General features: G+C 63.9%; 20 protein-coding genes. 17 read left to right on the top strand and 3 right to left on the bottom strand.

What is annotated here, in order from left to right; genetic code table 11:
• Window positions 1–85: 85 nt before the first annotated feature.
• Complete coding sequence (locus ASG39_RS23435; protein WP_082477331.1) at window positions 86–253, bottom strand: DUF2256 domain-containing protein; 168 nt, start codon at window positions 251–253, stop codon at window positions 86–88.
• Window positions 254–376: 123 nt separating this feature from the next.
• On the opposite strand from ASG39_RS23435, the gene ASG39_RS16735 reads away from it, so the two are divergent.
• The 17 genes from ASG39_RS16735 to ASG39_RS16655 all read left to right on the top strand — a co-directional run bounded on the left by ASG39_RS16735 (window position 377) and on the right by ASG39_RS16655 (window position 22635).
• Window positions 377–874: a metallophosphoesterase family protein gene (locus ASG39_RS16735; RefSeq protein WP_062596118.1), complete on the top strand. Its 498-nt coding sequence runs from the start codon at window positions 377–379 to the stop codon at window positions 872–874.
• 75 nt (window positions 875–949) lie between these two features.
• Window positions 950–1861, top strand: a complete 912-nt coding sequence (locus ASG39_RS16730) for a LysR substrate-binding domain-containing protein (protein ID WP_062596117.1) — start codon at window positions 950–952, stop codon at window positions 1859–1861.
• A gap of 117 nt (window positions 1862–1978) precedes the next feature.
• Complete coding sequence (locus ASG39_RS16725; RefSeq protein WP_062596116.1) at window positions 1979–3139, top strand: ABC transporter substrate-binding protein; 1161 nt, start codon at window positions 1979–1981, stop codon at window positions 3137–3139.
• A gap of 161 nt (window positions 3140–3300) precedes the next feature.
• Window positions 3301–4296 (top strand): ABC transporter ATP-binding protein, encoded by a 996-nt coding sequence (locus tag ASG39_RS16720; protein WP_062596115.1) that lies wholly within the window; start codon window positions 3301–3303, stop codon window positions 4294–4296.
• On the top strand, window positions 4296–5258 hold the full coding sequence (locus ASG39_RS16715; protein WP_062596114.1) for an ABC transporter permease: 963 nt from the start codon (window positions 4296–4298) through the stop codon (window positions 5256–5258). Before ASG39_RS16720 ends, ASG39_RS16715 begins: the two co-directional genes overlap by 1 nt.
• Window positions 5248–6063 carry an ABC transporter permease gene (locus ASG39_RS16710; protein ID WP_062596113.1) on the top strand — a complete coding sequence of 272 codons (816 nt, stop codon included), beginning with the start codon at window positions 5248–5250 and terminating at the stop codon, window positions 6061–6063. The genes ASG39_RS16715 and ASG39_RS16710 overlap by 11 nt, the downstream gene beginning before the upstream one ends.
• 25 nt (window positions 6064–6088) lie before the next feature.
• Window positions 6089–7516 carry a gamma-aminobutyraldehyde dehydrogenase gene (locus ASG39_RS16705; RefSeq protein ID WP_062596112.1) on the top strand — a complete coding sequence of 476 codons (1428 nt, stop codon included), beginning with the start codon at window positions 6089–6091 and terminating at the stop codon, window positions 7514–7516.
• 535 nt (window positions 7517–8051) lie between these two features.
• Window positions 8052–10538, top strand: a complete 2487-nt coding sequence (bcsA, locus tag ASG39_RS16700; RefSeq protein WP_347360164.1) for a UDP-forming cellulose synthase catalytic subunit — start codon at window positions 8052–8054, stop codon at window positions 10536–10538.
• 23 nt (window positions 10539–10561) lie between these two features.
• Complete coding sequence (locus tag ASG39_RS16695) at window positions 10562–12964, top strand: cellulose biosynthesis cyclic di-GMP-binding regulatory protein BcsB (protein WP_062596110.1); 2403 nt, start codon at window positions 10562–10564, stop codon at window positions 12962–12964.
• Window positions 12957–14081, top strand: a complete 1125-nt coding sequence (locus ASG39_RS16690; RefSeq protein WP_062596109.1) for a glycosyl hydrolase family 8 — start codon at window positions 12957–12959, stop codon at window positions 14079–14081. The genes ASG39_RS16695 and ASG39_RS16690 overlap by 8 nt, the downstream gene beginning before the upstream one ends.
• Window positions 14060–15988, top strand: coding sequence for a hypothetical protein (locus ASG39_RS16685; RefSeq protein WP_062596108.1), 1929 nt, complete (start codon window positions 14060–14062; stop codon window positions 15986–15988). The genes ASG39_RS16690 and ASG39_RS16685 overlap by 22 nt, the downstream gene beginning before the upstream one ends.
• A 283-nt stretch (window positions 15989–16271) precedes the next feature.
• Window positions 16272–17927, top strand: coding sequence for an ABC transporter substrate-binding protein (locus ASG39_RS16680; protein ID WP_156468174.1), 1656 nt, complete (start codon window positions 16272–16274; stop codon window positions 17925–17927).
• A 116-nt stretch (window positions 17928–18043) separates the two neighbouring features.
• The gene (locus tag ASG39_RS16675) at window positions 18044–18997 is read left to right on the top strand and encodes an ABC transporter permease (protein WP_062596107.1); all 954 of its coding nucleotides are present in this window, start codon (window positions 18044–18046) and stop codon (window positions 18995–18997) included.
• A 3-nt stretch (window positions 18998–19000) separates the two neighbouring features.
• Window positions 19001–19891 (top strand): ABC transporter permease, encoded by an 891-nt coding sequence (locus ASG39_RS16670; protein WP_062596106.1) that lies wholly within the window; start codon window positions 19001–19003, stop codon window positions 19889–19891.
• On the top strand, window positions 19888–20955 hold the full coding sequence (locus tag ASG39_RS16665) for an oligopeptide/dipeptide ABC transporter ATP-binding protein (RefSeq protein ID WP_062596105.1): 1068 nt from the start codon (window positions 19888–19890) through the stop codon (window positions 20953–20955). Before ASG39_RS16670 ends, ASG39_RS16665 begins: the two co-directional genes overlap by 4 nt.
• Window positions 20952–21926, top strand: coding sequence for an ABC transporter ATP-binding protein (locus tag ASG39_RS16660; protein ID WP_062596104.1), 975 nt, complete (start codon window positions 20952–20954; stop codon window positions 21924–21926). The genes ASG39_RS16665 and ASG39_RS16660 overlap by 4 nt, the downstream gene beginning before the upstream one ends.
• Window positions 21927–21963: 37 nt before the next feature.
• Complete coding sequence (locus tag ASG39_RS16655) at window positions 21964–22635, top strand: aspartate/glutamate racemase family protein (protein ID WP_062596224.1); 672 nt, start codon at window positions 21964–21966, stop codon at window positions 22633–22635.
• A gap of 24 nt (window positions 22636–22659) precedes the next feature.
• Here ASG39_RS16655 and ASG39_RS16650 read toward each other — a convergent pair whose 3' ends face one another.
• Window positions 22660–23634, bottom strand: coding sequence for an ABC transporter permease (locus tag ASG39_RS16650; RefSeq protein WP_062596103.1), 975 nt, complete (start codon window positions 23632–23634; stop codon window positions 22660–22662).
• 41 nt (window positions 23635–23675) lie between these two features.
• Entirely contained in the window at window positions 23676–25229 is a 1554-nt protein-coding gene (locus tag ASG39_RS16645; protein WP_062596102.1) for a sugar ABC transporter ATP-binding protein, read from the bottom strand.
• Window positions 25230–25289 lie beyond the last annotated feature (60 nt).

Raw genomic sequence — 25289 nt, 5'->3', positions numbered from 1 at the left:
AAGGAAAACGCGGGGATCGGAAGCGGTGGCCCTGACCAACCTTAAGATTTTCTATCGCACCGCGATAAAAACACAGGTTCCCACATCATCCGCCTCGGGGCGTCTTCCGCCGCAGATCGCCCTTGCAGCGCTCCGAACACGTCTTGACGGTGTCCCAATCGCGCGCCCACTTCTTCCTCCAGGAAAACGGCCGGCCGCAGGCGGCACAGACTTTCTGCGGGAGACTGGATTTGGTGTAACGCGGTTCCTTCATGGGCCGGAACCTGTGGCACGACGGAGCGACGTCAAGCGGGACGCTCATGTGGCGTTGTCGCGCCCTGACCGGCAACGGTGCGGCAAGGCTTGATCTCGCCCGCGCCGACGCCAGTTCCCGGCCATGATCTACTTTACCGGCGACACCCATTTCGGCGATCCGCGCGTCCTGCGCATCGATCGCCGCCCTTTCCGGACCATGGCCGAGCACGATGCCGCGCTGATCGCCAACTGGAACGCGGTCGTCGGAGAAGAGGACGAGGTCTGGCATCTGGGCGACGTGATCTCGAAGCGCGGCGATTGCGTGCAGATGCTCGCCGCCTTGCATGGCCGCAAACATCTGATCATCGGCAACAACGACCCGGAAACGACGATACAGGCGAAGGGGTGGTCGAGCGTGCAGGCCTATGCAGAGATGCGGCTCGACGGCCATCATCTCATCCTCTGTCACTACGCCTTCCGCACCTGGAACCAGATGGGCAAGAAGTCCATCGATCTGCATGGCCACTCGCACGGGCGCCTGAAGCCCATGCCGCGGCAGTTCGATGTCGGGGTCGATGCGCAAGGATTGCGACCCGTGACGCTGGCGGACCTGCTGGCCGGGAAAAACCGCACGCCTTGAGGACAAAACCCGGCCGATAGACCGCACAAGGTCGCGGGACTTGCCATTCGAGAGCGACATCCCGATAACCACGAGATGGCCTTCACGCTCCGCCAGCTTCAGTTTTTCGTCGCCGTTGCCGAACAGGGCTCCGTCACCCGGGCGGCGCAGAACCTGTCCATTTCGCAATCCTCGATTACGGAGGCGATCAAGGAGCTTGAAAGCGACCTCGGCGTCGCCCTCTTCGACCGGCATCCGCGCGGCCTCAACATCACTCATAACGGTCACCAGTTCCTGCGGCATGCAACGAAGATCCTGGCCGGGGTTCAGGATGCGCGCCGTTCGTTCAGCCAGACCCCGGAAACGGCGACCGGCAAGCTCAATCTCGGCGTGACGTCGCTGGTGGCGGGCTACGTTCTGTCGGATCTCCTGGCGCGCTACCGGCGGGCCTTTCCCTCGGTCGATGTCAGCGCCATCGAGGACAATGGCTCCTATCTCGAACACCTCCTGATCGGCGGCGAACTCGACGTCGCCGTCATGGTCATCTCCAATCTGCGCGACCGGATGGCGCTTCAGGCGGAGATCATCGAGACCTCGCCCTACAGGCTCTGGCTGCCGCTCGGCCATCGGCTGGTCTCGGCCGATATCATCTCCATTTCGGATGTCGCGCGGGAACCGCTGATCATGCTGACGGTGGACGAGATCGAGGAGAACACCGGCAAGCTGCTCGCCGCCCTCGGCGCGCGTCCGCATGTCGCGTTCCGCACGCGCTCGGTGGAGGCCGTGCGCAGTCTGGTGGCCACCGGCGCGGGCATCGCGCTTTTGCCCGACCTCGTCTACCGCCCCTGGTCTCTGGAAGGCGACAGGATCGAGAGCCGCGACGTCTCCGGTGCCTTGCCCGTCGTGCAGGTGGGCATGGTCTGGCGGAAAGGCTCCAGCCTGCCGCAGTCGGCGCGGGATTTCATCGGCGTCGTGGAAACGCTGCGCAGCAGCCGCGGTCGCGGTTAGGTTTCGGAAAAACCGATACCGCCTATCTGTTTAATGAATTTGCGAATGCGGCAGAAGCGCGGCACGTTTCGACCGGGAACAAATGAGCCGAACATCGGCCGAACCGGGAGATCACAGATGATCAAGATTCTGAAGTCCTGCACCACCCTTGCCGTGTCGCTGGCCTTTGCCACATCCGCCCTTGCCCAGGAGCCTTTGAAGACGCTTGGCAAGGGCGAAGGCGAATTGTCGATCGTCGCCTGGGCCGGCTATATCGAGCGCGGCGAAACCGACAAAGCCTATGACTGGGTGACCGACTTCGAGAAATCGAGCGGTTGCAAGGTGTCGGTGAAAACCGCGGCGACATCCGACGAGATGGTCGCGCTGCTGAACGAAGGCGGCTTCGACCTCGTGACCGCATCGGGCGATGCGTCGCTGCGGCTGGTCGCCGGCAAGCGCGTGCAGCCTGTTAATACCGATCTCATTCCCAGCTGGAAGACGCTCGACGCCCGGATGCAGGATGCTCCCTGGCATACGGTGAAGGGCGTCCATTACGGCACGCCCTATGTCTGGGGGCCGAACGTCCTCATGTACAATACGGACGCCTTCAAGGGCGAAGCGCCGAAGAGCTGGAAGGTCGTCTTCGAGGAGATGACCCTGCCCGACGGCAAGTCCAACAAGGGTCGCGTGCAGGCCTATGACGGGCCGATCCATGTGGCGGATGCCGCCAACTATCTGATGGCGCACAAGCCGGAACTCGGCATCAAGGACCCTTACGAGCTCAACGAAGACCAGTACAAGGCCGCGCTCGATATCCTGCGCGTCCAGCGCACGCTGGTCGGCCGTTACTGGCACGACGCCATGATCCAGATCGACGATTTCAAGAACGAAGGTGTCGTCGCCTCCGGCTCCTGGCCGTTCCAGGTCAACCTTCTGACGGCAGAGAAGCAGCCGATCGCCGCCGTCTTCCCTGAGGAGGGCACGACAGGCTGGGCCGATACGACGATGCTCTCCTCCGAAAGCGCCCATCCGAACTGCGCCTATATGTGGATGGAGCACTCGCTCTCGCCCAAGGTCCAGGGCAACGTCTCCGCCTGGTTCGGCGCCAACCCCTCGGTCGGCGCAGCCTGCAAGGGCAATGCGCTGTTGACGGACGAAGGCTGCAAGACGAACGGCTACGACAACTTCGAGAAGGTGAAATTCTGGAAGACGCCGGTCGCCAAATGCGCGAGCCAAAGCGAGTGCGTGCCCTATCACCGCTGGGTGTCCGACTATATCGGCGTCATCGGCGGGCGGTAATTCGCAGTCCCTGAAACGTCGTTCGTTTCCCAAGCTGCTCGGGCAGGCAAGCTTCGTCCGGGCAAGCTTCGGCACCGTCTGTCCTTCTCCCCGCCTGCGAGGAGAAGGTCGCGGCGGCGTCTGACGTCCATGCCACTCTCTTGGCTTCGACAGGATTTCCTATGAACGCCATCCTCTTTGAAAACGTCTCGCGCCATTTCGGCAGCGTCCGCGCCGTCGATGGCGTTGATCTTGCGGTTGCGGAAGGCGAGTTCTTTGCCATGCTCGGCCCTTCCGGCTCCGGCAAGACGACCTGCCTGCGGCTGGTCGCCGGCTTCGAGCAACCGACCTCCGGGCATATCGAGATCTTCGGCGAGACCGCGGAAGGCGTGCCGCCGTACCGGCGCAACGTCAACACCGTCTTTCAGGACTACGCGCTGTTTCCGCATCTCTCGATCCTCGACAACGTCGCCTATGGGCTGATGGTGAAGGGGATGGGCAAGACCGAACGGCGGCGGGCGGCGGAAGAGGCGCTGGCCATGGTCGCGCTGCCCGGCTATGGCGCGCGCAAGCCCGGCCAGCTTTCCGGCGGCCAACGCCAGCGCGTGGCGTTGGCTCGCGCGCTGGTCAACCGGCCGCGCGTGCTGCTGCTCGACGAGCCCTTGGGCGCGCTGGACCTGAAGTTGCGCGAGCAGATGCAGGAGGAGCTGAAAAGCCTGCAGAAGACGCTCGGGCTCACCTTCATCTTCGTCACCCACGATCAGAGCGAAGCTCTGTCGATGGCCGACCGGGTGGCCGTGTTCCACGAGGGCAAGGTGCGCCAGGTGGGCACGCCGGAGGAGATCTACCGCCGGCCGAAGACGCGTTTCGTTGCCGATTTCGTCGGCTCCTCCAACGTGCTCTCCCGCGCCCAGTGCGAGCATCTGGGCCTCGACGCGCCTGCCGCCAGCCTGCGGCCGGAGTCGATCGTGATCGGGACCCCGGCCGCAGGCCAGCTCGGCCTCGTCGGTGTTCCGGTCGCTGCCAGCTTTCTCGGCCCGGTCAACCGGCTGACGCTCGATTGCGGCGGCGAGCGCATCGTGGCCTCGCTTGCCGCGGGCACGCCGCTCCCCGCGGCAGGCGAGCCCGTGAGCCTCGCCTTCGACAGACGGGACCTCCATGTGATGGAGGATGCCTGATGGCGCTGGTGTCGCAGGGCGGGGAGAGGCATGCGGCCGCGGTGTCGGGCAGGCGCGGCCCTGGCCGCCTGTCCGATAGGCTGTGGCGGCACCCGACGCTTTTTCTCGCGCTGCTTCTCTGCCTGCCGCTGCTCTGGCTCGGGGTCGTCTATCTCGGCTCGCTCGCGATCTTTCTTGCGCAAAGCCTCTTCGCCATCGATGATTTTTCCGGCCTCGTCACCTACGAGCCGACGCTGGCCACCTATCGGCAGCTCTTCTCGGACGCCAATTTCGACATCATCCTGCGCACCGTTGCGATGGCAGCGAGCGTGACGCTGGCGTCGATCGTCATTGCCTTTCCCGTCGCCTACTACGCCGCGCGCTACGCGAAAGGCGCCTGGAAAGCCGTGTTCTATCTCGGCGTCATGCTGCCGCTCTGGTCGAGCTACCTCGTGAAGATCTATGCCTGGAAGCTGATCCTTGCGAAGGAAGGCATCCTCACCTGGCTGTTCGCCAAGCTGCATCTGCTCTGGCTGCTCGATGCCTGGCTGTCCATCCCGGTCATCGGCGGCAACTCGCTGTCGGTCAGCTATACCGGCACCTTCCTCGTCTTCGTCTATGTCTGGCTGCCCTTCATGATCCTGCCGATCCAGGCAGCGCTCGAACGGGTGTCCGGAAGCCTCGTGGAGGCCTCGGCGGACCTGGGCGCCCATCCGCGCCAGACGTTTCGCCATGTGCTGCTGCCGCTGGCTTTGCCCGGCATCGTCGCCGGCTCGATCTTCACCTTCTCGCTCACGCTCGGCGACTACATCATACCGCAGATCATCGGCTCCTCGCGCCTCTTCATCGGCCAGGCGGTCTATGCGCAGCAGGGCACCGCCGGCAACATACCCCTTGCCGCCGCCTTCACGCTGGTGCCCATCGTCATCATGGGCGTTTACCTTTGGGCCGCCCGCCGCATGGGAGCTTTCGATGCGCTCTGACCGTTTCGACCGGGCGCCGCTGCCGCTCAAGATCTCCGCCTGCCTCGGTCTCCTTTTCCTGCACCTGCCGATCCTGCTGATCTTCCTCTACGCCTTCACCACGGAGGAGAAGAGCTATCGGTTTCCGCCGCCGGGGCTGACGCTCGAATGGTTCGCCGTCACCTGGAACCGACCGGATGTCTGGGCGGCGCTGACGCTGTCGGTGAAGGTGGCGAGCCTGGCGACCGCCATCGCGCTCGTGCTCGGCACGCTCTGCGCGGCGGCCGTCTCCCGTTCCGCCTTCTTCGGTCGGGAAGCCGTCTCGCTGCTCGTTATCCTGCCGATCGCCCTGCCCGGCATCATCACCGGCATCGCGCTGCGGTCGGCTTTCTCGATGGCGGATATCCCGTTCTCGTTCTTCACCATCGTTCTCGGCCATGCCACCTTCTGCATCGTCGTCGTCTACAACAATGCCGTCGCGCGCTTTCGCCGGCTGTCGGGCTCGCTCGTGGAAGCGTCGATGGATCTCGGCGCCGACGGCTTCCAGACGTTCCGCTATGTCGTCCTGCCGAACATCGCGACGGCGCTTCTGGCCGGGGGCATGCTCGCCTTCGCCTTGTCGTTCGACGAGGTGATCGTCACGACGTTTACGGCCGGACAGCAATCGACGCTTCCGATCTGGATGCTGGAGGAACTGATCCGCCCACGCCAGCGGCCGGTCACCAATGTGGTCGCCATGGTCGTCGTGCTCGTGACGCTCCTCCCGATCCTCGCCGCCTATTTCCTCACCCGCGATGGCGACCAGATCGCCGGCGCGGGCAAATGACCCGAACCTGAACAGGAGATCGACCATGGATACGGACCTTTTGATCGGCGCACGCTTCGAGCCGGGCACCGAGGTGGAAGAGCAGATCTTGAACCCGAAGACCGGGGCGAAGATCCTGTCGCTCGCCGAGGCATCGCATGCGCAGATCGACGCCGCTGTCGATGCGGCGGAGCGCGCCTTCACGACATGGTCGCGCACGACACCCGCCGAGCGCTCGACCTATCTCCTGCGCATCGCGGACGCGATCGAACGCGATGCGGACGGTTTTGCGAGCCTCGAGGCGCTGAACTGCGGCAAGCCGCTGCACGCCGTGCGCAACGACGAGATACCCGCGATCGTCGATTGCTGGCGGTTCTTTGCCGGCGCCATCCGCATGCTCAACGGCCCTGTTGCCGGTGAGTACCTTCCGGGCCACACCTCGATGATCCGGCGGGACGCCATCGGCGTCGTCGGCTCCATCGCGCCCTGGAACTACCCGCTGATGATGATGGCCTGGAAGCTTGCCCCGGCGCTGGCCGGCGGCAACACCGTCGTCTTCAAGCCCTCCGAACAGACGCCGCTGACCGCGCTGAAGATGGCCCGGCTTCTGGCCGACATCCTGCCCGAAGGCGTCGTCAACATCATCCTCGGGCGCGGCGACACCGTCGGCAATGCCCTGATCAATCACCCGAAGATCGCGATGGTGTCGATCACCGGCGATATCGCCACCGGCAAGAAGGTGCTGACTGCGGCGGCCAAGACCGTCAAGCGGACGCATCTGGAACTGGGCGGCAAGGCGCCGGTCATCGTGTATGACGATGCGGACCTTGACGCCGTGGTCGCCGGCATCCGCACCTTCGGCTTCTACAATGCAGGGCAGGATTGCACGGCCGCCTGCCGCATCTACGCGCAGGACGGCATCTACGAGAAGCTGGTCGCCGACCTCACCTCCGCCGTGTCCAGCATCACCTTCGGCTCTGAAAACGATGCGGAGAACGAGATCGGTCCGCTGATCTCCGCCCGCCAGCGCGACCGGGTTTCAAGCTTCGTCGAGCGCACCAACGAGGCGCGGCACATGGAGGTGACGACGGGCGGCGCGCGCGGGCCGGGCGACGGCTTCTTTTTCCAGCCGACCGTGATCGCCGGCGCGCGGCAGGACGACGAAATCGTTCGCCGCGAGGTCTTTGGCCCGGTCGTCTCGGTCACGCGCTTTGCCGAATCCGAAGAAGCCGTGACCTGGGCGAACGACAGCGATTACGGCCTCGCCTCCTCCGTGTGGTCGAAGGACATTACGCGGGCGATGCAGGCGGCCGCTCGCCTGCAATATGGCTGCACCTGGATCAACACGCACTTCGCGCTGGTCAACGAAATGCCACATGGCGGCCTGAAGCAGTCGGGCTATGGCAAGGACCTCTCGGTCTACGCGCTCGAAGACTATACCGCCGTGCGCCACATCATGATCGCCCATGGCTGATGCCACGACCGGAAACTGCACGGCTTTGATTAATTCAGGCTGAAAATCTTGTCGGGCGGAAACGCCCGGCACAACCTCCGGCGCGGCCGATTGCGCCCGATCCCGCCGCCGTATGCACCTGTGCCGTCATCGAGACTGCAGACGCGGGCGGCTGGGAAGGCGAGGTCTCGGCAGCGCGGCGCGGTGAGGACGATCGTTCTTCCAAGCCGGGCTTTCCGATCTTGCGATGCATGTCGAGCTCCATCCTGCGTTGCCGGATGTCGGAGCGTCGGCGGCTGATCCGTCGTCCGCGTCAAGACACGGCAGGCGCGCAATTCCTCTCTCGATGAAGAGGCAAACGACCCGCCGTGCTGGCGACAGGCGTCGCTGCGGCGCGCCATGTAGAGCGCGTCATTCTGATGAATATCCATCCCTCCGCCTGCGCACGATCAGACGATTGAGGCCCCCTTTTCGGTGTCTGAACGCCGTCGCCGAATGACCGTTGCTGCGTCACGGACGGCATCGCCTCCACCCGACCTGTCCCCGACGCCTTGAAATGCGGATTTCATCCTCCAAAAGCTTGGATTTTAACCATCACTATTTACCTCACTCTAACATTCGATTTCTCGCAGTGAGATTATCTATTCACTTTAATCAACCTGAAATAGGTTCAAAATCGCAAAAATGCAGACGAGATAAGGTAAATGCATATTTAAAGAGCTATTTGCTCACGAATCGACTCAGTACATATATTTTATGTCGAATTTTAAATATTGACCCGTTTTTCTACTTAAACTACTTACTAATATGTAAACCAGAGGATGTTATTGTCATGCGTATATTATCTCTCTTCATTTGGATCACGTCCGCGGCGGCAATATTTGCATTTGTTTTGCAGCCGGTCGGGCCTGACGTACAATTACTTGTTTCCGCTCTTACGATCGCGTTTCTTTTCGTGATTACGCGCTTCAATAGATCAGGACCATTGCGTTACATTGCTCTTGCGACTGCAAGTATCATTGTCCTGCGCTACGCTTACTGGCGCACGACGAGCACGCTGCCGCCGATCGACGATCTGATGTCGTTCATCCCGGGCATCCTGCTTTACGTCGCCGAAATGTTCTGCATTTTCATGTTCTTCATCAGCGTGTTCGTGGTCGCCGATCCGGTCGAGCGTCCCCGCGCTCGCCAGCTTTCCGATGAGGAACTGCCGACCGTCGATGTGTTCGTACCGTCCTACAACGAGAGCGCCGAGATCCTTTCGCTGACTCTGGCTGCAGCAACCGGCCTGGACTACCCCTCCGACAAGTTCACGGTCTACCTGCTCGACGACGGCGGCACCGACCAGAAGCGTAATAGCACCGATCTCGAAACCTCCCAGGCGGCGATCGACCGTGGCAACACGCTGCGGACGCTGTGCCTCGATCTCGGTGTCCACTACCTGACCCGGGCACAGAACGTTCATGCCAAGGCCGGCAACCTCAATGCCGGGATGGAACGCACGTCCGGCGAGCTGATTGCCGTCTTCGACGCCGACCATGCCCCGGAGCGCGCCTTCCTGCGGGAAACCGTTGGTCACTTCAGCGACGATCCGGATCTCTTCCTGGTCCAGACGCCGCACTTCTTCGCCAATCCCGATCCGGTCGAGCGCAATCTCGGCACCTACAAGCATATGCCCGCCGAGAACGAGATGTTCTACACCATGATCCAGAAGGGCCTGGATCGCTGGAATGCCTCCTTCTTCTGCGGCTCTGCAGCGGTCCTTCGCCGCGAAGCCCTGGACGAAGTGGGCGGCTTCTCGGGGATCACGATCACCGAAGACTGCGAGACGGCGCTCGAACTGCACTCCCGCGGCTGGAACAGCGTCTACGTCGACAAGCCCCTCATCACCGGCCTCCAGCCGGAAACCTTCGCCAGCTTCATCGGTCAGCGTTCGCGCTGGTGCCGGGGCATGATCCAGATCCTCATCCTGAAGAACCCGCTCTTCAAGCAGGGCCTGACGCTTCCCCAGCGCCTGAGCTACATGTCGAGCTGCTTCTTCTGGCTCTTCCCCTTCGTTCGCGCCACCTTCCTCGTCGCACCCATTCTCTTCATTCTCTTCAACCTGAAGATCTTCAATGCCTCGGCCGAAGACTTCCTGGCCTATACCGTCACGTACCTCATCGCGTCCGAAATCCTGCGCAACTACCTCTACGGCAAGATGCGTTGGCCCTGGATTTCCGAGCTGTACGAATATGTGCAGTCGGTGTTTCTGGTCCGGGCGATCATCAGCGTCTTCCTCAACCCGCGTAAGCCGACCTTCAACGTCACCGACAAGGGCGTATCGCTGACCCAGCGCCAGCTTTCCAACCTCGCCTGGCCGTTCTTCGCCATCTTCGCCGGTCTCGGAATGGTCCTGTCCTACGCCATCTACCGCTACCAGACGGAGCCGGCCCTGGGTGACCTCATCGTCATCACCGGTGCCTGGAACCTGCTGAACCTCATCATCGCCGGTGCTGCACTCGGCATCGTCACCGAGCAGCCGAACGACGCCGACGGCATCAGCCTCCCCTCGGCAAGAGCGGCCGAGCTTGAAGTGGGCAACCAGACCGTGCCCGTCATCATTCGCCAGATCTCTTCGGAAAAGGCGACCATCGAACTGAAGAAGAACGCAACCACACCGCTGCGTGCCGGAGAGTACGGCCGTCTGCTTCTCATCGATCCCCCGGCGAACGTCATCCTTCCCTCGGTTCCCGTCTTCATCGGCAAGCCGTCCGGCAGCGATCACCGCAGCTTCGTGGTCGAACTCGATGCCGAGGCCTGCCACTTCCCGGCGATTGCCAGCCTCATGCTTGCCGATCTCGACCTTCCCCGCGCTCTGCGTGACGGTCGCCAGAAGCGCCGGTCCTACCCGGTCGCCCTCCTGACGCTCATCCGCTGGGCCATCTTCAGCCCGTTCCTCGCCATCACGGCCGGCCTTTCGTCCAAATCGACGGCCGAGCGAACAAGCCGCCGCCGTCGCCCGACGGTCGAAAAGCCGCAACCCGTCGTCGAAGCCGCGTGACCGGAAAGCCAGAGGAAACCAACATGATCAAGTCATCCACCCTCGCCCTCGCGCTGCTGCCGTCCATTCTTCTGGCCGGCCTCTCCAGCACGGCGCTCGCCCAGTCCCTGACACAGACCCAGCCGCTGGCTCAGGCGGCGGTCCCCGGGCCGTTCCGCTTCAACACAGCATCGCCGGCAGCCGCGCCGGCGCAGCTCTCCAATGTCGGCGGCTCGCTGCGCAAGATTGCCGCCAGCCCCTACGATCTCTTCTTCGACGGCGAGTTCGCGAGCCGCAAGCTCTCCTTCTTTGCCCGCCCCGACGAAGCCTCGAGCGCCTCGCAACTGGTTCTCACGCTCCAGACGGCCATCTCGGCTGCGCCGGAGCGGTCGAACCTCGCCATCCAGATCAACGGCCGCGAAATCGGCACCACCAACCTCGTGGCCGGCGACCCGCGCCGCGTCACCTTCGACATTCCGGCAGGCGTCATCCAGCCGGGCTATAACGCGGTTGCCCTTGCCGCCAGCCACCGCCACCGCGTCGATTGCAGCGTCGAGGCAACCTACGAGTTGTGGACCAAGATCGACCCTGCCCAGAGCGGCTTCGTCTTCCCCTCGGCCGAGGCCGGCACCCTCACGATGATCGACCTGATGCCGCTCGGCGGAACGCGGGAAGGCCGGACCAACCTGCGCGTCATTCTGCCCCGCGGCGCGCAGATGCCGGATTACGACCGTGCCCTGAACGTGGTCCAGGCGCTCACGATCGCCGGCAACTTCAACCATCCCCAGGTCGAGTTCGGCTCGACGCCGGGAACCGGCGCCGGCATCGACATCTATGTCGGCGCGGCCAAGGACGTCACGGCCCTGCTCGGAAACGACGCTCCGGTTCTCGCCTCCGGCGAGACGGCCATCGTTGCTGCCGGCGCCACGCCGGATCGCAAGCGCCTGATCATCGCCGGTCTCGATACCGCCGATCTGGACGCAAAGACCCAGCTGTTCGTGCAGCAGGCGATCCGCGACCGTCCCGTCGGCACGCCCGAGGGCCTTGCGGCCCTGACCAACATGAAGGGACGTCTCCTCGTTCCCGGACAGAAGGTCACCCTGTCGGATCTCGGCTTTGCGGCAAAGCCCTTCGACGGCCGGTTCGTCCAGTCGAAGGTCAACTTCACTATGCCGTCGGATTTCTACCCCGGCGCCTATTCGAGCATGAACTTCCACCTCAATGCGCTTTATGTCGGCGGCCTGTCCCCCGAAGCCGTCCTGACGGTGAAGGCAAATGACAAGGTCGTGGCCAACATCCCGCTCAGCTCGCCGCTGGGCGGCGCGATCCGCGACCAGCGCCTGCCGATCCCGTTCACGGCGCTGCGCCCGGGCCAGAATACGCTGGAAGTCGAAGCCCGGCTGCCCTCGAAGCTCGATGCGGCCTGCGAGTCCGTCGACAAGGCGACATCGACAATCCGCCTCTCGATCGACGGCAATTCCTACCTGGATATCCCGAACTATGCCCGCGTCGGCCGCTATCCCGATATCGCCGCGCTGACCTCGGGTCTTCCCGCCCCGGTCGAAGGCGACACGGGTGCCGCGACCACGCTTCTCGTGCCGAACTATAACGTCCAGAGCATGGATGCGGCGGCGACCTTCGTCGCCAAGATGGCCTATTCCTCCGGCCAGGTGAAGCCGATGCAGTACACTTCGCTGCTGCCGACCATGGACACGGCCAACCTCATCGCGTTCGGCGGCTACGACACGCTGCCCTCCGAGCTGGTCAGCCGCATGAACCTCGACTTCGTCAACATCCGCAACATGGCGGGATCGGCAGCCTCGCCCTACGAGTTCGCCGCTCTCGAAAACTTCGGTCCCCAGAGCGACATACAGCGCCAGATGACGACGAGCGTCGTCGGCACGGCGGTGGATCTCTCGCAGACGGCCGGCGGTTTTCTCGCAGCACCCCTGCAGCGTTCGACAGAGATGCTGATGGCGATCCGTCAGAAGACGGTCTCCGAACTTTCCAAGCTCAACATCGCGCCCCTTCGCGCCATTCTGGGCGACGAGATCAAGCCGGAAGCCTTCTCCCCGACCGCCGAGACCACGCTCGTCATCGCCCAGAACGCCGGCGGAAACGGCGGTCTCTGGACGGTTGTCGCCTCCAAGAGCGCCAACGGCATCGTGGCCGGCACGGATGTGCTGACGGACCTCAACGTGTGGAACACGCTCGGCGGATCGGTTCAGGCCTTCTCCGAGACCGGTATCAAGCTCGACCAGCAGCTTGCGACCAACCAGACGCTTTACCGGACGCAGCCCCTCAGCCTGTCGAACATGCGCCTGGTCACGGCAAGCTGGCTCGCCAACAACGCCACCGTCTACATCTTCGCACTGCTGACGGCCGCCATCCTCCTCGGCATCGGCACCTACATGGTTCTCTCGACCGGACGCCGCAATCATGGCTAAGTCGCTCGCCCTGGTCACATGGAGCCTCACGGCCGCCATGACCGTCCTCCTCTCCGCCATGCTGCCGACAAGCGGCCTGGCGGCGAACAAGACAAACCGCGTGAAGAGCGCGGAGACCTTCCTGCCGGCAGACTACATCGCCGGCGCCTGGTGGCTGTACAAGTCCATCTTCGTGGAAAATGGGCGTGTCGTCGACCGGTCGAACGGCAACGTATCGCACAGCGAAGGCCAGGGTTACGGCATGCTGATCGCGGTCGCTGCGGACGATCGGGAAACCTTCGACGCACTCTGGACCTGGACGCAGGAAAACCTTCAGGTTCGCGAGGATGCCCTCTCGGCCTGGCGGTGGAGCCCGGACGCGGCAACGCGGGTTGCCGACACGAACAACGCCTCCGACGGCGACCTGCTGATTGCCTGGGCCCTGTCGCGCGCTGCGACGCGGTGGAAGGAACCGGCCTATGTCGCCGAAGCCCGCAGGATCCTCAAGGATCTCAAGGCAAAGGCGACGGTCAGGGATGCGACCTATGGAACGCTGCTCCTTCCCGCCGCGCAGGGCTTCGGCGGCAGCGCCGAGCAGCCCGGGATCGTCGTCAACCTGTCCTACTGGATCTTCCCCGCTCTTGAAGAGCTGGGCCTTGTCGATCCGACCTTTCCCGCGGCCGACCTGATCGCAAGCGGCAAGTCGCTTCTCGAAAAGGGCCGTTTCGGCAACAGCGACCTGCCGGCCGACTGGCTTTCGCTCAAGGGCGCGCATCCGCAGCCGGCACCCGCTTTCGCCGCCACCTTCGGCTACGAGGCGGTCCGGGTTCCGCTCTACACGGCGTGGTCCGGCGCCGCACCCCTGTCGCTTCTGACAGGCGTGCAGAAGCGCTGGAACGAAAACGGCGCCAACGTCATGCACGTCATGGATCTGGCGACCGCCGCCGCAATGACGGCCATGCCCGATCCCGGTTACCGCGCCGTCAGCGCGCTTCTTTCCTGCGGTCTCGGCAGGGCTGGACAAGATTCCAGCATGCCACCCTTCGAGCCGACCGAATATTACCCTTCCACGCTCCATCTCCTGAGCATCATCGCCATCTCCGAGAGGTATGCATCATGTCTGCCAAGTCAAAACTGAAGTTCTCGCTGCTCGCAGCCACCGCCGTCCTCCTCATCAATCCCGGTTTGGTTCTGAAGTCGCTCCAGAACGACGATTCCGAACTGCGGGCCCAGGAAATGTCGTGGACCCTGCCGGCCTCCCAAGGTTTGGCCCAAAGCTCTGGAATGACGCTGGACGCGAACGATCCGCTGCTGGCGCCTGTCGGTGCCGTTTCCTCGTCCGCAGCGGTCTCCGGCGCAAACAGCGCGTTTGTCGCGCCGACCGCAAACAGCGCTCCGGCGATCGATAGCGTCGCCGTCAATCCGAAGGCGGCACCGGGCGACAACCCGTTCATGCGCACGACGGCAGCGGCATCCACCACCCAGGGGCGCCTGCCCGCAGCCCAGCCGGTCTCGGTCGTCGTTCCCGCCACCCAGCCCACCACCCAGCCCGCCGCGCCGATCGACGCCCTTCGCCCGGCCGCAACGCCCGTGTCCGCCCCCGCACTGGCTCCTCTTCCCGGGTCCGATGTCGTCAATCCGTTTGCCCCGACGACGGCGCCGGCTTCCGGCATCACTTCGGCGCAGCCGGCCACCGCCGCGTCCGTGGATATCTCGGCTCTTCGCTACTACGCCTCGACACGCGACCTGAAGCGCGTCGGCGCCGAACTGCGCCGCCTGAAGGATCTCTATCCGGACTGGCAGCCGCCGAAGGACCTGTTCACGCCGGTTTCGCAGTTCGATGAGCAGCCGTTGTGGAACATCTATGCGACCGGCAACTATGCCGCCGTTCGCGCCGGCATCGCCCGCGCCCAGAGCGTCAATCCGAAGTGGCAGCCGTCCGACGATCTCATGAGCAAGCTGCAGCTCGGTGAAGCCCGCAGCCTCATCGATGGCGCCATGGCCCAGAGCCGCTGGAAGGACGTGATTTCCACGGCACAGGCCATGCCGTCGCTCATGGTGTGCGGCGAGATGCAGGTCCAGTGGAATGTCGCGGAAGCCTTTGCGCGCACACGCAGCTATGCCGACGCGTTCGACGTCTACCGCTATATCCTTTCGAGCTGCGACGATCCGGCCATGCGCCTGTCGACGGTCCAGAAAGCCTCGCTGCTCATTCCGCCGGTCGGCTTCACCTCGCTTCTCGCCCTCGGCCGGATGACGCAGGATGGCCATCCGGAGTTCGAGAACCTCGGCTTCGACGGAATCCGTCGCCAGATCGGCTCCTTCATCGAGCATGGCGATTTCTCGGAAATGCCGGCCAACGAAGAGATCACCCGCTTCGTCGATTTCATCCAGCGAAACGCCTCCGTCGAGGATGCAAACCTCGTTGGCTGGTACTTCTACTCCCAGAAAGACTGGGCGAACGCCAATGCCTGGTTCCTGCAGGCAACCCGGTTCAAGCGCGACCCGAAGAGCATCGAAGGCCTGATCCTGACGCTGCGGCAGATGGACAAGACGGAGGATGCGCTGAAGCTCGCACGCCACTATCTGAAGATGTCGCCGGATGTCGCGCGCCAGTATATCGAGATCGTGGCCAGCGATCTTACGTCGGACAAGCCGACGATCGCCCTCGACGAAACCGAGAACAAGCTGTTCCAGGACACCGTGACGGCGCAGAAATCCGCGCTCGGCGCACAGGCCATCGGCTGGAAGTACCTTGCAAGCAACGACAAGGCGACGGCAAAGACCTGGTTTGCGGACTCGGTGGAATGGCAACCGACGGAAGGCGGCGTGGTCGGTCTGGCCGTTCTCGCGGCCCGCTCCAAGAACGCGCCGGCTCTGAAGGCACTGAAAGTCAACTACGGCAAAACCTTCACCGCACTCGAGGACTTCAAGGTCTATACGCCGCGCTATGTCGCCAAGAAGCCCGTCAAGGCCCGGTTGAAGGCGTCCAGCAAGCCGAAGACGTTGATGGATTATCTGCGCGCCGACCGGTCAGACACCTGACCCCACGGCCTGCATCGCTGACAGGCAAAACCCTGCCGCACCCGCGGCAGGGTTTTGCTCTTGAGATTTGCCTATTTATTGATCATGCGCATTTCGTAAGCGTTCGCTTGCTGCGGTCGTCCCGGTAACCCTGCCGTTCGTCCATCCTCTGCCAAGACGGATCCTCCTCCTTTTTGAAGACGGATCGAACTGCGGAAACGCACGACGCATCTCACATGGCATGAAACCTGCTTTCTCAAGTCAGCCTGGGCGGACCGCTCGGCACCGCAATTGAGGGAACAGAATGACGCCGACATCCAGATCCATTTTCCGCAGCCGTTCGATCCGAGACAGTGTGCGGAGCGCACTGATCGCGGGATCAGCAGCGCTTGCGCTCGCTGCCGCATCGGCGAGCGGAGCGCTGGCCGCCGGCACCCTGCGCATCGGCATGACCGCATCCGACATTCCGCTGACGACCGGGCAGACGGACCAGGGCGGCGAGGGCCAGCGGGTGATGGGCTATACGCTCTACAACGCCCTGATCGAGTGGGACCTTTCGAGCGCCGACAAGGCCGCGACCCTGATCCCGAGCCTTGCGACATCCTGGGATGTCGATGCGACCGACAAGACCAAATGGACGTTCAAGCTGCGCGACGGCGTGAAATTCCATGACGGCAGCGCCTTCAATGCCGATGCCGTCGTCTGGAATCTCGACAAGCTTCTCAAGAGCGACGCGCCGCAGTTCGACAAGCGCCAGTCGGCGCAGGGCAAGTCGCGCATCCCGGCCGTCGCCTCGTATAAAGTCGTCGATCCGCAGACGGTCGAAATCGTGACGAAGACGCCGGATGCGACACTGCCCTACCAGATCAGCTGGATCCTGATGTCCTCGCCGGCCAACTGGGAGGCGCAGGGGAAGAATTGGGACGCGGTGGCGCAGAAGCCATCGGGCACCGGTCCCTGGAAGCTCGAGAACGGCTTCACCCCGCGCGAGCGCGCGGAACTGACCCCCAATGCCGACTATTGGGACAAAGCCCGCATCCCCAAGCTCGACAAGCTGGTCCTCATCCCCCTGCCCGAGCCGAACACGCGCGTCGCAGCGCTGCGCTCGGGCCAGGTCGATTGGATCGAGGCGCCGGCCCCCGACTCCGTCGCGTCTCTGCGCGATGCCGGCTTCAAGATCGTGACGAACTCCTATCCGCACAACTGGACCTGGCACCTGTCGCGCGTCGAGGGCTCGCCCTGGAACGATATCCGCGTCCGTAAGGCCGCGAACCTCGCCGTCGATCGCGAGGGCCTGAACGAGCTTCTCGGCGGCCTGTCGATCCCGGCACAAGGCTACCTTCCGCCGGGCAGCCCCTGGTTCGGCAACCCGACCTTCAAGCTGAGCTATGATGTCGAGGAAGCCAAGAAGCTGATGGCGGAAGCCGGATACGGCCCGGACAAGCCGATCACGACCAAGGTCGTCATCTCCTCGTCCGGTTCCGGGCAGATGCTGCCGCTTCAGATGAACGAATACATCCAGCAGACGCTCGCCGAAATCGGCATCAATGTCGAATTCGAGGTCGCCGACTGGAACACGGTGATCAACATCTGGCGCGCGGGCGCCAAGGACCCGAGCGCCAAGGGGGCGACGGCCGTCAATTACAGCTACTTCATCCAGGATCCCTTCACGGCCCTCATCCGGCAGTCGCAGTGCAACCTCGCGCCGCCGGCCGGCACCAATTGGGGCTATTACTGCGATCCCGAGATGGACGACCTGTTTGCCAAGGTCCGCACCGCCTTCGACCCTGCAGAACAGAACAAGGTGCTGCAGCAGATCCACGAGAAATACGTGAACGAGGCCCTGTTCCTGATGGTCACGCACGACGTGAACCCGCGCGCCATGACGGAAAAGGTAAAGGGCTTCGTCCAGGCGCAGAACTGGTTCCAGGACTTCTCGACCATCAGCATGGAACCCTGATCTCCATCTGCCACACCCGATTGCGCGGCGCCGCGCGCCGCGCAATCGGGATGCCTCGAGACTTTCCGTCTCATGAGATCCTTCGTTGAGAGGGGTCCTAGCGCAACGAGAACAGCATGCTGGCCTATGCCCTCAAGAGACTTATTCACGTCGTTCCCGTCGCGATCGGGGTGAGCATCGTCTGCTTTCTGCTGATCCATATCGCGCCCGGCGATCCGCTCGCCGCCATCCTTCCGTCCGACGCCTCGGCCGAACAGCAGATGCAGATGCGCGTCTTCTACGGGCTCGATCAGCCCTTGCCGGTTCAGTACGGGCTCTGGGCATGGCGCACGCTGCATGGCGATCTCGGGGTGTCCATCGCCACCGGCCGTCCGGTCCTGAGCGAAATTCTGGACGCGTCGATCAATTCGATCATCCTCGCGGTCGCCGCGACAGTGATCGGCTTTTCGATCGGCTCCGTGCTCGGCTTCGTGGCCGGCGTCTTTCGCGGCGGCTGGATCGATCGCCTGGCCTCCGCCATTGCGATGCTCGGCGTCAGCGTTCCCCACTACTGGCTCGGCATGGTGCTCGTCATCGCCTTTTCCGTCACGCTCGGCTGGTTGCCGGCCATGGGCGGCGGACCGGGCGGTTCGGATGGGCGGGCCTTCAGCTGGGAGTATCTCCAGTTTCTCATCCTGCCGGCCGTCACCATGTCGGTCATCCCCATGGGCATCATCGCTCGCACCATCCGCTCGCTCGTGGCCGACATCCTGTCGCAGGATTTTACCCAGGCGCTCGCCGCCAAGGGCCTCATGTCGCGCCAGATCCTGCGCCATGTCGTGCGCAATGCAGCACCCACCGCCATCTCCGTCATGGGCCTGCAACTTGGTTATCTGCTCGGCGGCTCTATCCTGATCGAAACGGTCTTTTCCTGGCCGGGCACGGGCTTCCTCCTCAACGGCGCGATCTTCACCCGCGACCTGCCCATCCTGCAGGGCACGATCCTCGTGCTCGCTTTGTTCTTCGTCTTTCTCAACCTCATCGTGGACGTGCTGCAGAGCGCGATCGATCCGCGCATCCAGCGGAGCTGATCCATGGCCGTCATCGCTGCAGACACGGTCGCGCCTGTCCCCGTCATCCTCAAGTCGCCCGGTTTCTGGCGCGGCGTCGTCCGCAGGCTCTGTCGGGACCCCGTGGCCCTCACGGCGCTCGGCGTCGTCGTCCTGCTCGTGCTCATCGCGATCTTTGCGCCCTATATCGCCCCATATGATCCTTCGAAGGGCAGCGTCATCCGCCGGCTGAAGCCCATCGGCACGCCCGGCTATCTTCTCGGCACCGACGAACTCGGACGCGACATGCTGTCCCGGCTGATCTACGGCGCACGCCTGTCCCTCACCATGGGCGTCATTCCGGTCCCGATTGCCTTCGTCATCGGCTCGGCCATCGGCATCATCGCCGGCTATGCCGGCGGTATCGTCAACACGCTGATCATGCGAACGATCGATGTGTTCTACGCCTTCCCGTCCGTCCTTCTCGCCGTCGCCCTGTCCGGTGCACTCGGCTCGGGGCTGACCAATGCGCTGGTCTCGCTGACCGTCGTGTTCATCCCGCAGATCGCGCGCGTCGCCGAAAGCGTGACGACGCAGGTGCGCAAGCTCGATTACGTCGATGCCGCCCGGGCATCCGGCGCGCCCGCCCGCACCATCATCCGCGTCCACATTCTGGGCAATGTGCTGAGCCCCATCTTCGTCTTCGCCACCAGCCTCGTCTCGGTCTCCATGATCCTTGCCTCCGGCCTGTCCTTCCTCGGCCTCGGCGTGCGCCCGCCGGATGCGGAATGGGGACTGATGCTGAACACGCTGCGAACCGCGATCTACAACAACCCGTTCGTCGCGGCCCTGCCCGGCCTGATGATCTTCGTCACCTCCGTCTGCTTCAATCTCTTTTCGGACGGGCTGCGCACCGCCATGGACGTGAAATCATGAGCGCCGTCGTATCACCCTACAATGTCGATCCGGGTATCGGCGCGCGCGGCGGTCCCGCGCAGCCCCTCATCTCGGCACGCGGCCTCCTCAAACACTTCCCGGTGAAGAGCAGCGGCTTCTTCGGGCCGAAAAAGGTCGTTCGGGCCGTCGACGGTGTCGATTTCGACATCTTGAAAGGCGAGACGCTGGGCGTCGTCGGCGAGAGCGGCTGCGGCAAGTCGACGACGGCGCGGCTGTTGATGAACCTTATCGTCCGCGACAAGGGCAGTCTCCTGTTCGACGGGGAGACCGTCGGCGAGACCCTGCCGCTCGCGCAGTACCGCCGACAGGTGCAGATGGTCTTTCAGGACAGCTATGCCTCGCTCAACCCGCGCCTGACGATCGAGGAATCGATCGCATTTGCGCCACAGGTGCACGGCGTGCCCGCGGCCAAGGCGATCGCCCGAGCGCATGATCTGCTCTTTCGGGTCGGGCTGGAGCCCGGACGCTTCGCCGGCCGCTATCCGCACGAGCTTTCCGGCGGCCAGCGGCAACGCGTGAATATAGCCCGGGCGCTCGCGCTCGAGCCGAGGCTGATCATTCTCGACGAAGCCGTGTCCGCCCTCGACAAATCCGTCGAGGCGCAGGTTCTCAACCTGCTGCTCGACCTGAAGCGCGATTTCGGGCTGACCTATCTGTTCATCTCCCACGATCTCAACGTCGTGAAGTTCATGTGCGATCGGGTCATGGTCATGTATCTCGGCAAGGTGGCGGAGATCGGCACACGGGCGACGATCTTCGGGCAGGCCCGGCATCCCTATTCGGCAGCCCTGCTCGCCTCGATGCCGAAGATGGACCCGTCGGAGCGGACCATGGAGCCGCCGCTCTCGGGCGACCCGCCGAACCCGATCGACCCGCCGAGCGGCTGTCGTTTCCACACGCGCTGTCCATTCGTGGAGGACGTCTGCAGCCGAACCGTTCCGCCGCTCGCCAGCCTGTCCGCAGACCAGTCCGCAGCGTGCCACATGGCGGTGCCCGGCTCCGGCCATAGCCGCGCACCGAACCTCGGGGAGACCGTGTCATGACCGGGACGATGATCGATATCGACAACCTCTCCGTCACCTTTCGCCGTGGCCGCCGGTCGGTCAAAGCGGTCAACGGGGTCAGTCTGAAAGTCCGGGCCGGCGAAGTCGTGGCCCTGCTGGGGGAATCCGGATCCGGCAAGAGCGTCACCATGCGCTCGCTTCTGCGCATGCACCCGAAAGGCACCAGCATCGAAGGTTCGATGTCGGTGGCGGGGCATGACGTGACGGGGCTTTCGACACGGGAGCTCGGCAATCTCCGGGGTGCCGTGGTGTCGATGGTTTTCCAGGAGCCGCGTCTCGCGCTCGATCCCGTCTATACGCTCGGCCGGCAGATCGAGGAAACGATCCTGCGGCACGAGCGGGTCTCGAAGGCGGAAGCGTCCGCACGGGCATTGGCCTTGTTCGAGAAGGTGCGCATTCCATCGCCGCAGCGGCGCCTGCAGAACTATCCGCACGAAATGTCGGGCGGAATGCTGCAGCGGGCGATGATCGCCATGGCGCTGGCCTGCAATCCGAAGGTGCTTCTGGCCGACGAGCCGACGACGGCGCTGGATGCGACGGTGCAGATCCAGATCCTCCTGCTCATCCGCGAATTGCAGAAGGAATACGGCCTGTCCGTCATCTTCGTTACGCACGATATCGGCGTTGCCGCCGAGGTCGCGGACCGGATCGCCGTCATGTATGCCGGACGGATCGTCGAGGAAGGCACGGCCGGCGATATCATCCGAAATCCGAAGCACCCCTATACGAAGGGCCTGCTCGGTGCCCGGGTAGAGCTTGCCGATGGCCGCGACCGGCTGATCACCATTCCCGGGGCACCGCCGGATCTGGCCGACCTGCCGCCCGGTTGCGCCTTTGCGCCGCGCTGCACCGACGTCATGCCCGCCTGCCGGGCCGCCGTCCCGCCACTGGTGGGGGATGCGGGATCCTCAGAGCGGCCCGGGCAGGTCGCATGCCTTCTCTACGCCTGAGGAAAGGGTGGTTTTCGTGCGGGATCGTCGCGACGGCATGAAGCACATCGTCGTCATCAACCCCAACACGTCGGCGGCGACCACTGCGATGATGACGGATCTCGTGCGCGGCGTTCTTCCGGCCAATGTCAGCGTCGAGGGGATGACAGCGGTTTCCGGCGTGCCGATGATCCTCAACCCGGCGCCACTGGAGGCGTCCGTTGCCGGCGTTCTGGACATGGGTATCGCCGCCGCCCGAAATGCGGACGGCCTGATCGTCTGCGCCTTCGGCGATCCCGGGCTGGAGCCGCTGCGAAACAGTGTCGGCATTCCCGTGGTCGGCCTCTGCGAGGCCAGCATGATCGAGGCAGCTGCGGGCGGACGCCGGTTCGGCATTGCCACGGTGACGCCGGACCTGATCGACAGCTTTGCACAGAAGGCAGAGAGCCTCGGCCTTGCCGAGCGCTTTACGGGCACGCGCCTGACGGATGGCGATCCGCAGCAGTTGGCAAGCGAGCCGGATCGGTTGCGCGAGGCGCTGGCGATCGCGGTCCGGCAATCGCTCGACCGCGATGGCGCTGACGTCGTCATCATCGGCGGCGGGCCGCTCGGGCGGGCTGCCGCCGCGCTGCGGGAGCAGCTGTCCGCTCCGATCATCGCCCCCATCGCATCCGCATCCGCCTTGCTTCTCAGGCTGATGATGGAGGCAGACGATGCGGCAGGTGCGTGACGTCTGCCGGCTCGCGGATGCGCCTCAGCGCGAGCCGCGGCGCCGCAGCTGGTCGAAATAGACGATGACGATGATCAGGGCGCCGGTGATGATCCGCTGCCAGAACGAATTGAGGTTCAAGAGGTTGGCACCATTGTTGATGGTCGCCAGAATGAAGGCGCCGAGCAGCGGCCCGTGAACGGAGCCGACCGCACCGAAGAGGCTCGTGCCGCCGATGACGGAGGAGGCGATCGCCTGAAGCTCCCAGCCTTCCGCCTGCGTGGCGTTGCCGATGCCAATGCGCGAAGCGAGCAGAATTCCGACGAAGGCGGCGCAGGTCGAAGACAGGATATAGGCGAGGTAGATGGTGCGTTCGACGTTGACGCCCGAGAGGCGCGCGGCTTCGCGGTTCGACCCGACGGCGAAGAGATAGCGTCCCCAGCGGCTGAGATGCAGGAAGATATACGCCGGTATCGCGACCACCACGACCATCCAGAAGAGGCTGGGCACACCGAGAAAATCCGCGCGGGAGAAATTGGCAAAGCTCTCATCGGTGATCGAAATGGTCGAGCCGTTGGTGATCAGCAGGCCGATGCCGCGCAGCGAGGTCAGGGTCGCCAGCGTGATGATGAAGGCGGGCAGGCCCATGCGCACGATGCCGAAGGCGTGGAAGGCGCCGATCAGCACGCCGATGAGCAGCGTGATGGCGATCGCCGGCCAGAGCGGCACACCATGCGCCATCAGCCACGCGATGGTGACGCTGGAAAAGCCGACCACGGCGCCGACCGAGAGATCGATGCCTGCGGTGATGATGACGAAGGTCTGGCCGACGGCGAGGATCGCCGTCATGGCGCCCTGTCGCAGCAGATTGCTGATATTGTTGGAGGTCCAGAAGCTGTTGGTCGAGAGACCCAGGAGAAGCCAGAGGAACAGGAGAAGCCCGAGAAGCGTCAGCCCGAACAGGATGTTCATGCCCTTCTTCGGCACCGGTGCCGCCTCGGTCGTGGTCTCTACGCTCATGATTGTCCTCCACCCATCGTCAATTCCGGTCTTTATCTTGTTTAGACGCCGATCGCCTGCGTCAGCACGTCCTCGTGAGACGCGGTGCGATAGGCATGGCTCGCCACGAGCCGTTTCTGGCGGAACACATGCAGCGTGTCGGCGAGTTCGTAGACTTCCGGCAGGTAGGACGAGATCAGGATGATGCCCGCGCCCTGCTCCAGGAGCTTGGAAAACAGCCGGTAGATCTCGGCTTTCGTGCCGACATCGACGCCGACGGTCGGCTCGTCGAAGATGAACAGCTTGGCGCCGTGGCTGAGCCACTTGCCGATGACGATCTTCTGCTGGTTGCCGCCGGACATGGCCGATGCCAGCACGCGCCGGGTCGGCGTCTTGATCTTCAGATCGCTGATCTGTCGGTCGGCATTGGCGATCTCCTGCTTGCGGTTGATCGTCAGGCCGTTCGACAGCCGGTCGAAGACCGGCAGGTTGATGTTGAGGCCGATCGGCAGGTTGAGGCAGAGGCCCTGGTCGCGACGGCTCTCCGGCGCCAGGGCGATGCCGAGATCCATGGCGATGCGCTCATTGCGGATATCGACTTTCTGGCCCTCGAAAAAGATCTCGCCGGACGTGACCTTCTCGCGTCCATAGAGGCCCAGGGCAAACTCGCTGCGTCCTGCGCCGATCAGGCCGTAGAGGCCGACGATCTCGCCCGCACGCACGGTTACCGAAATATCCTCGAAGCCCGGGCCGGACAGACCGCGGGTCTCGACGATCGGCTTGCCGATCGGGTGCGTTTCCTTGTGGTAGACCTGCTCGATCGAGCGGTTGATCATCATGGAAATGAGTTCGGCGTCGTTCGTCTCGCCGATCAGCCGTGTGCCGACATGGGTGCCGTCGCGCAGCACCGAAACGCGATCGGCCAGCTCGAACACTTCCTCCATGCGGTGGCTGATATAGACGATGGTGACGCCCTGCGCCTGCAAACGGCGGATCAGCCGGAAGAGCTGGGCCGATTCCTGCCGTGTCAGATAGGCGGTCGGCTCGTCGAAAATGAGGAACTGGGTCCCGCGCATGGCCGCGCGCGCGGTGGCGACCAGCTGCTGCTGACCGATCGTCAGGTCGGACAGCAGGGCGTCGGCCGGCAGGTTGAAGCCAAGATCGTTCAGCACGGCCTGGGCGGCCTCCGTCATCGCGCGTTTGCGCATGAGGCCACGCCGGTTCATCTCGTCGCCGAGGAACATGTTGGCCGCAACCGTCAGATGCGGGCAGAGAACGACTTCCTGGTGCACGGCATTGATGCCGCGTGAAATGGCTTCGTTCGGGTCGGACAGCGGCACGGTCTGGCCGCACCAGACGATCTCGCCCGAGGTGCGCCGGATCACGCCGGTCAGGAGCTTGATCAGCGTGGATTTTCCCGCGCCGTTCTCGCCGACGATCGCGTGGATCTCGCCCGAGAGGAAGGTGATGGAGGCGGGCCGCAGGGCTTCGACCGTTCCGTAGCGCTTGTGCAGGCCGCGCAGTTCGAGGATCGGCGCGCCTTTGGCGACGGGCCCGCCTGCAAGGGCTTCGACCTCCGCGTCATGCCGGTGGCTCACATCGTTCAATCCGGTCATTCGGCTTTCCTCCCGAGGTCGCGCGCGGTCGCGGCAACCCGCCTGACAAGACGTGCGCCG

Origin of the sequence: Rhizobium sp. Leaf371 (assembly GCF_001424045.1) — a bacterium.
GTDB lineage: Bacteria > Pseudomonadota > Alphaproteobacteria > Rhizobiales > Rhizobiaceae > Ferranicluibacter.
This window is presented reverse-complemented; position numbering and strand designations above follow the sequence as displayed.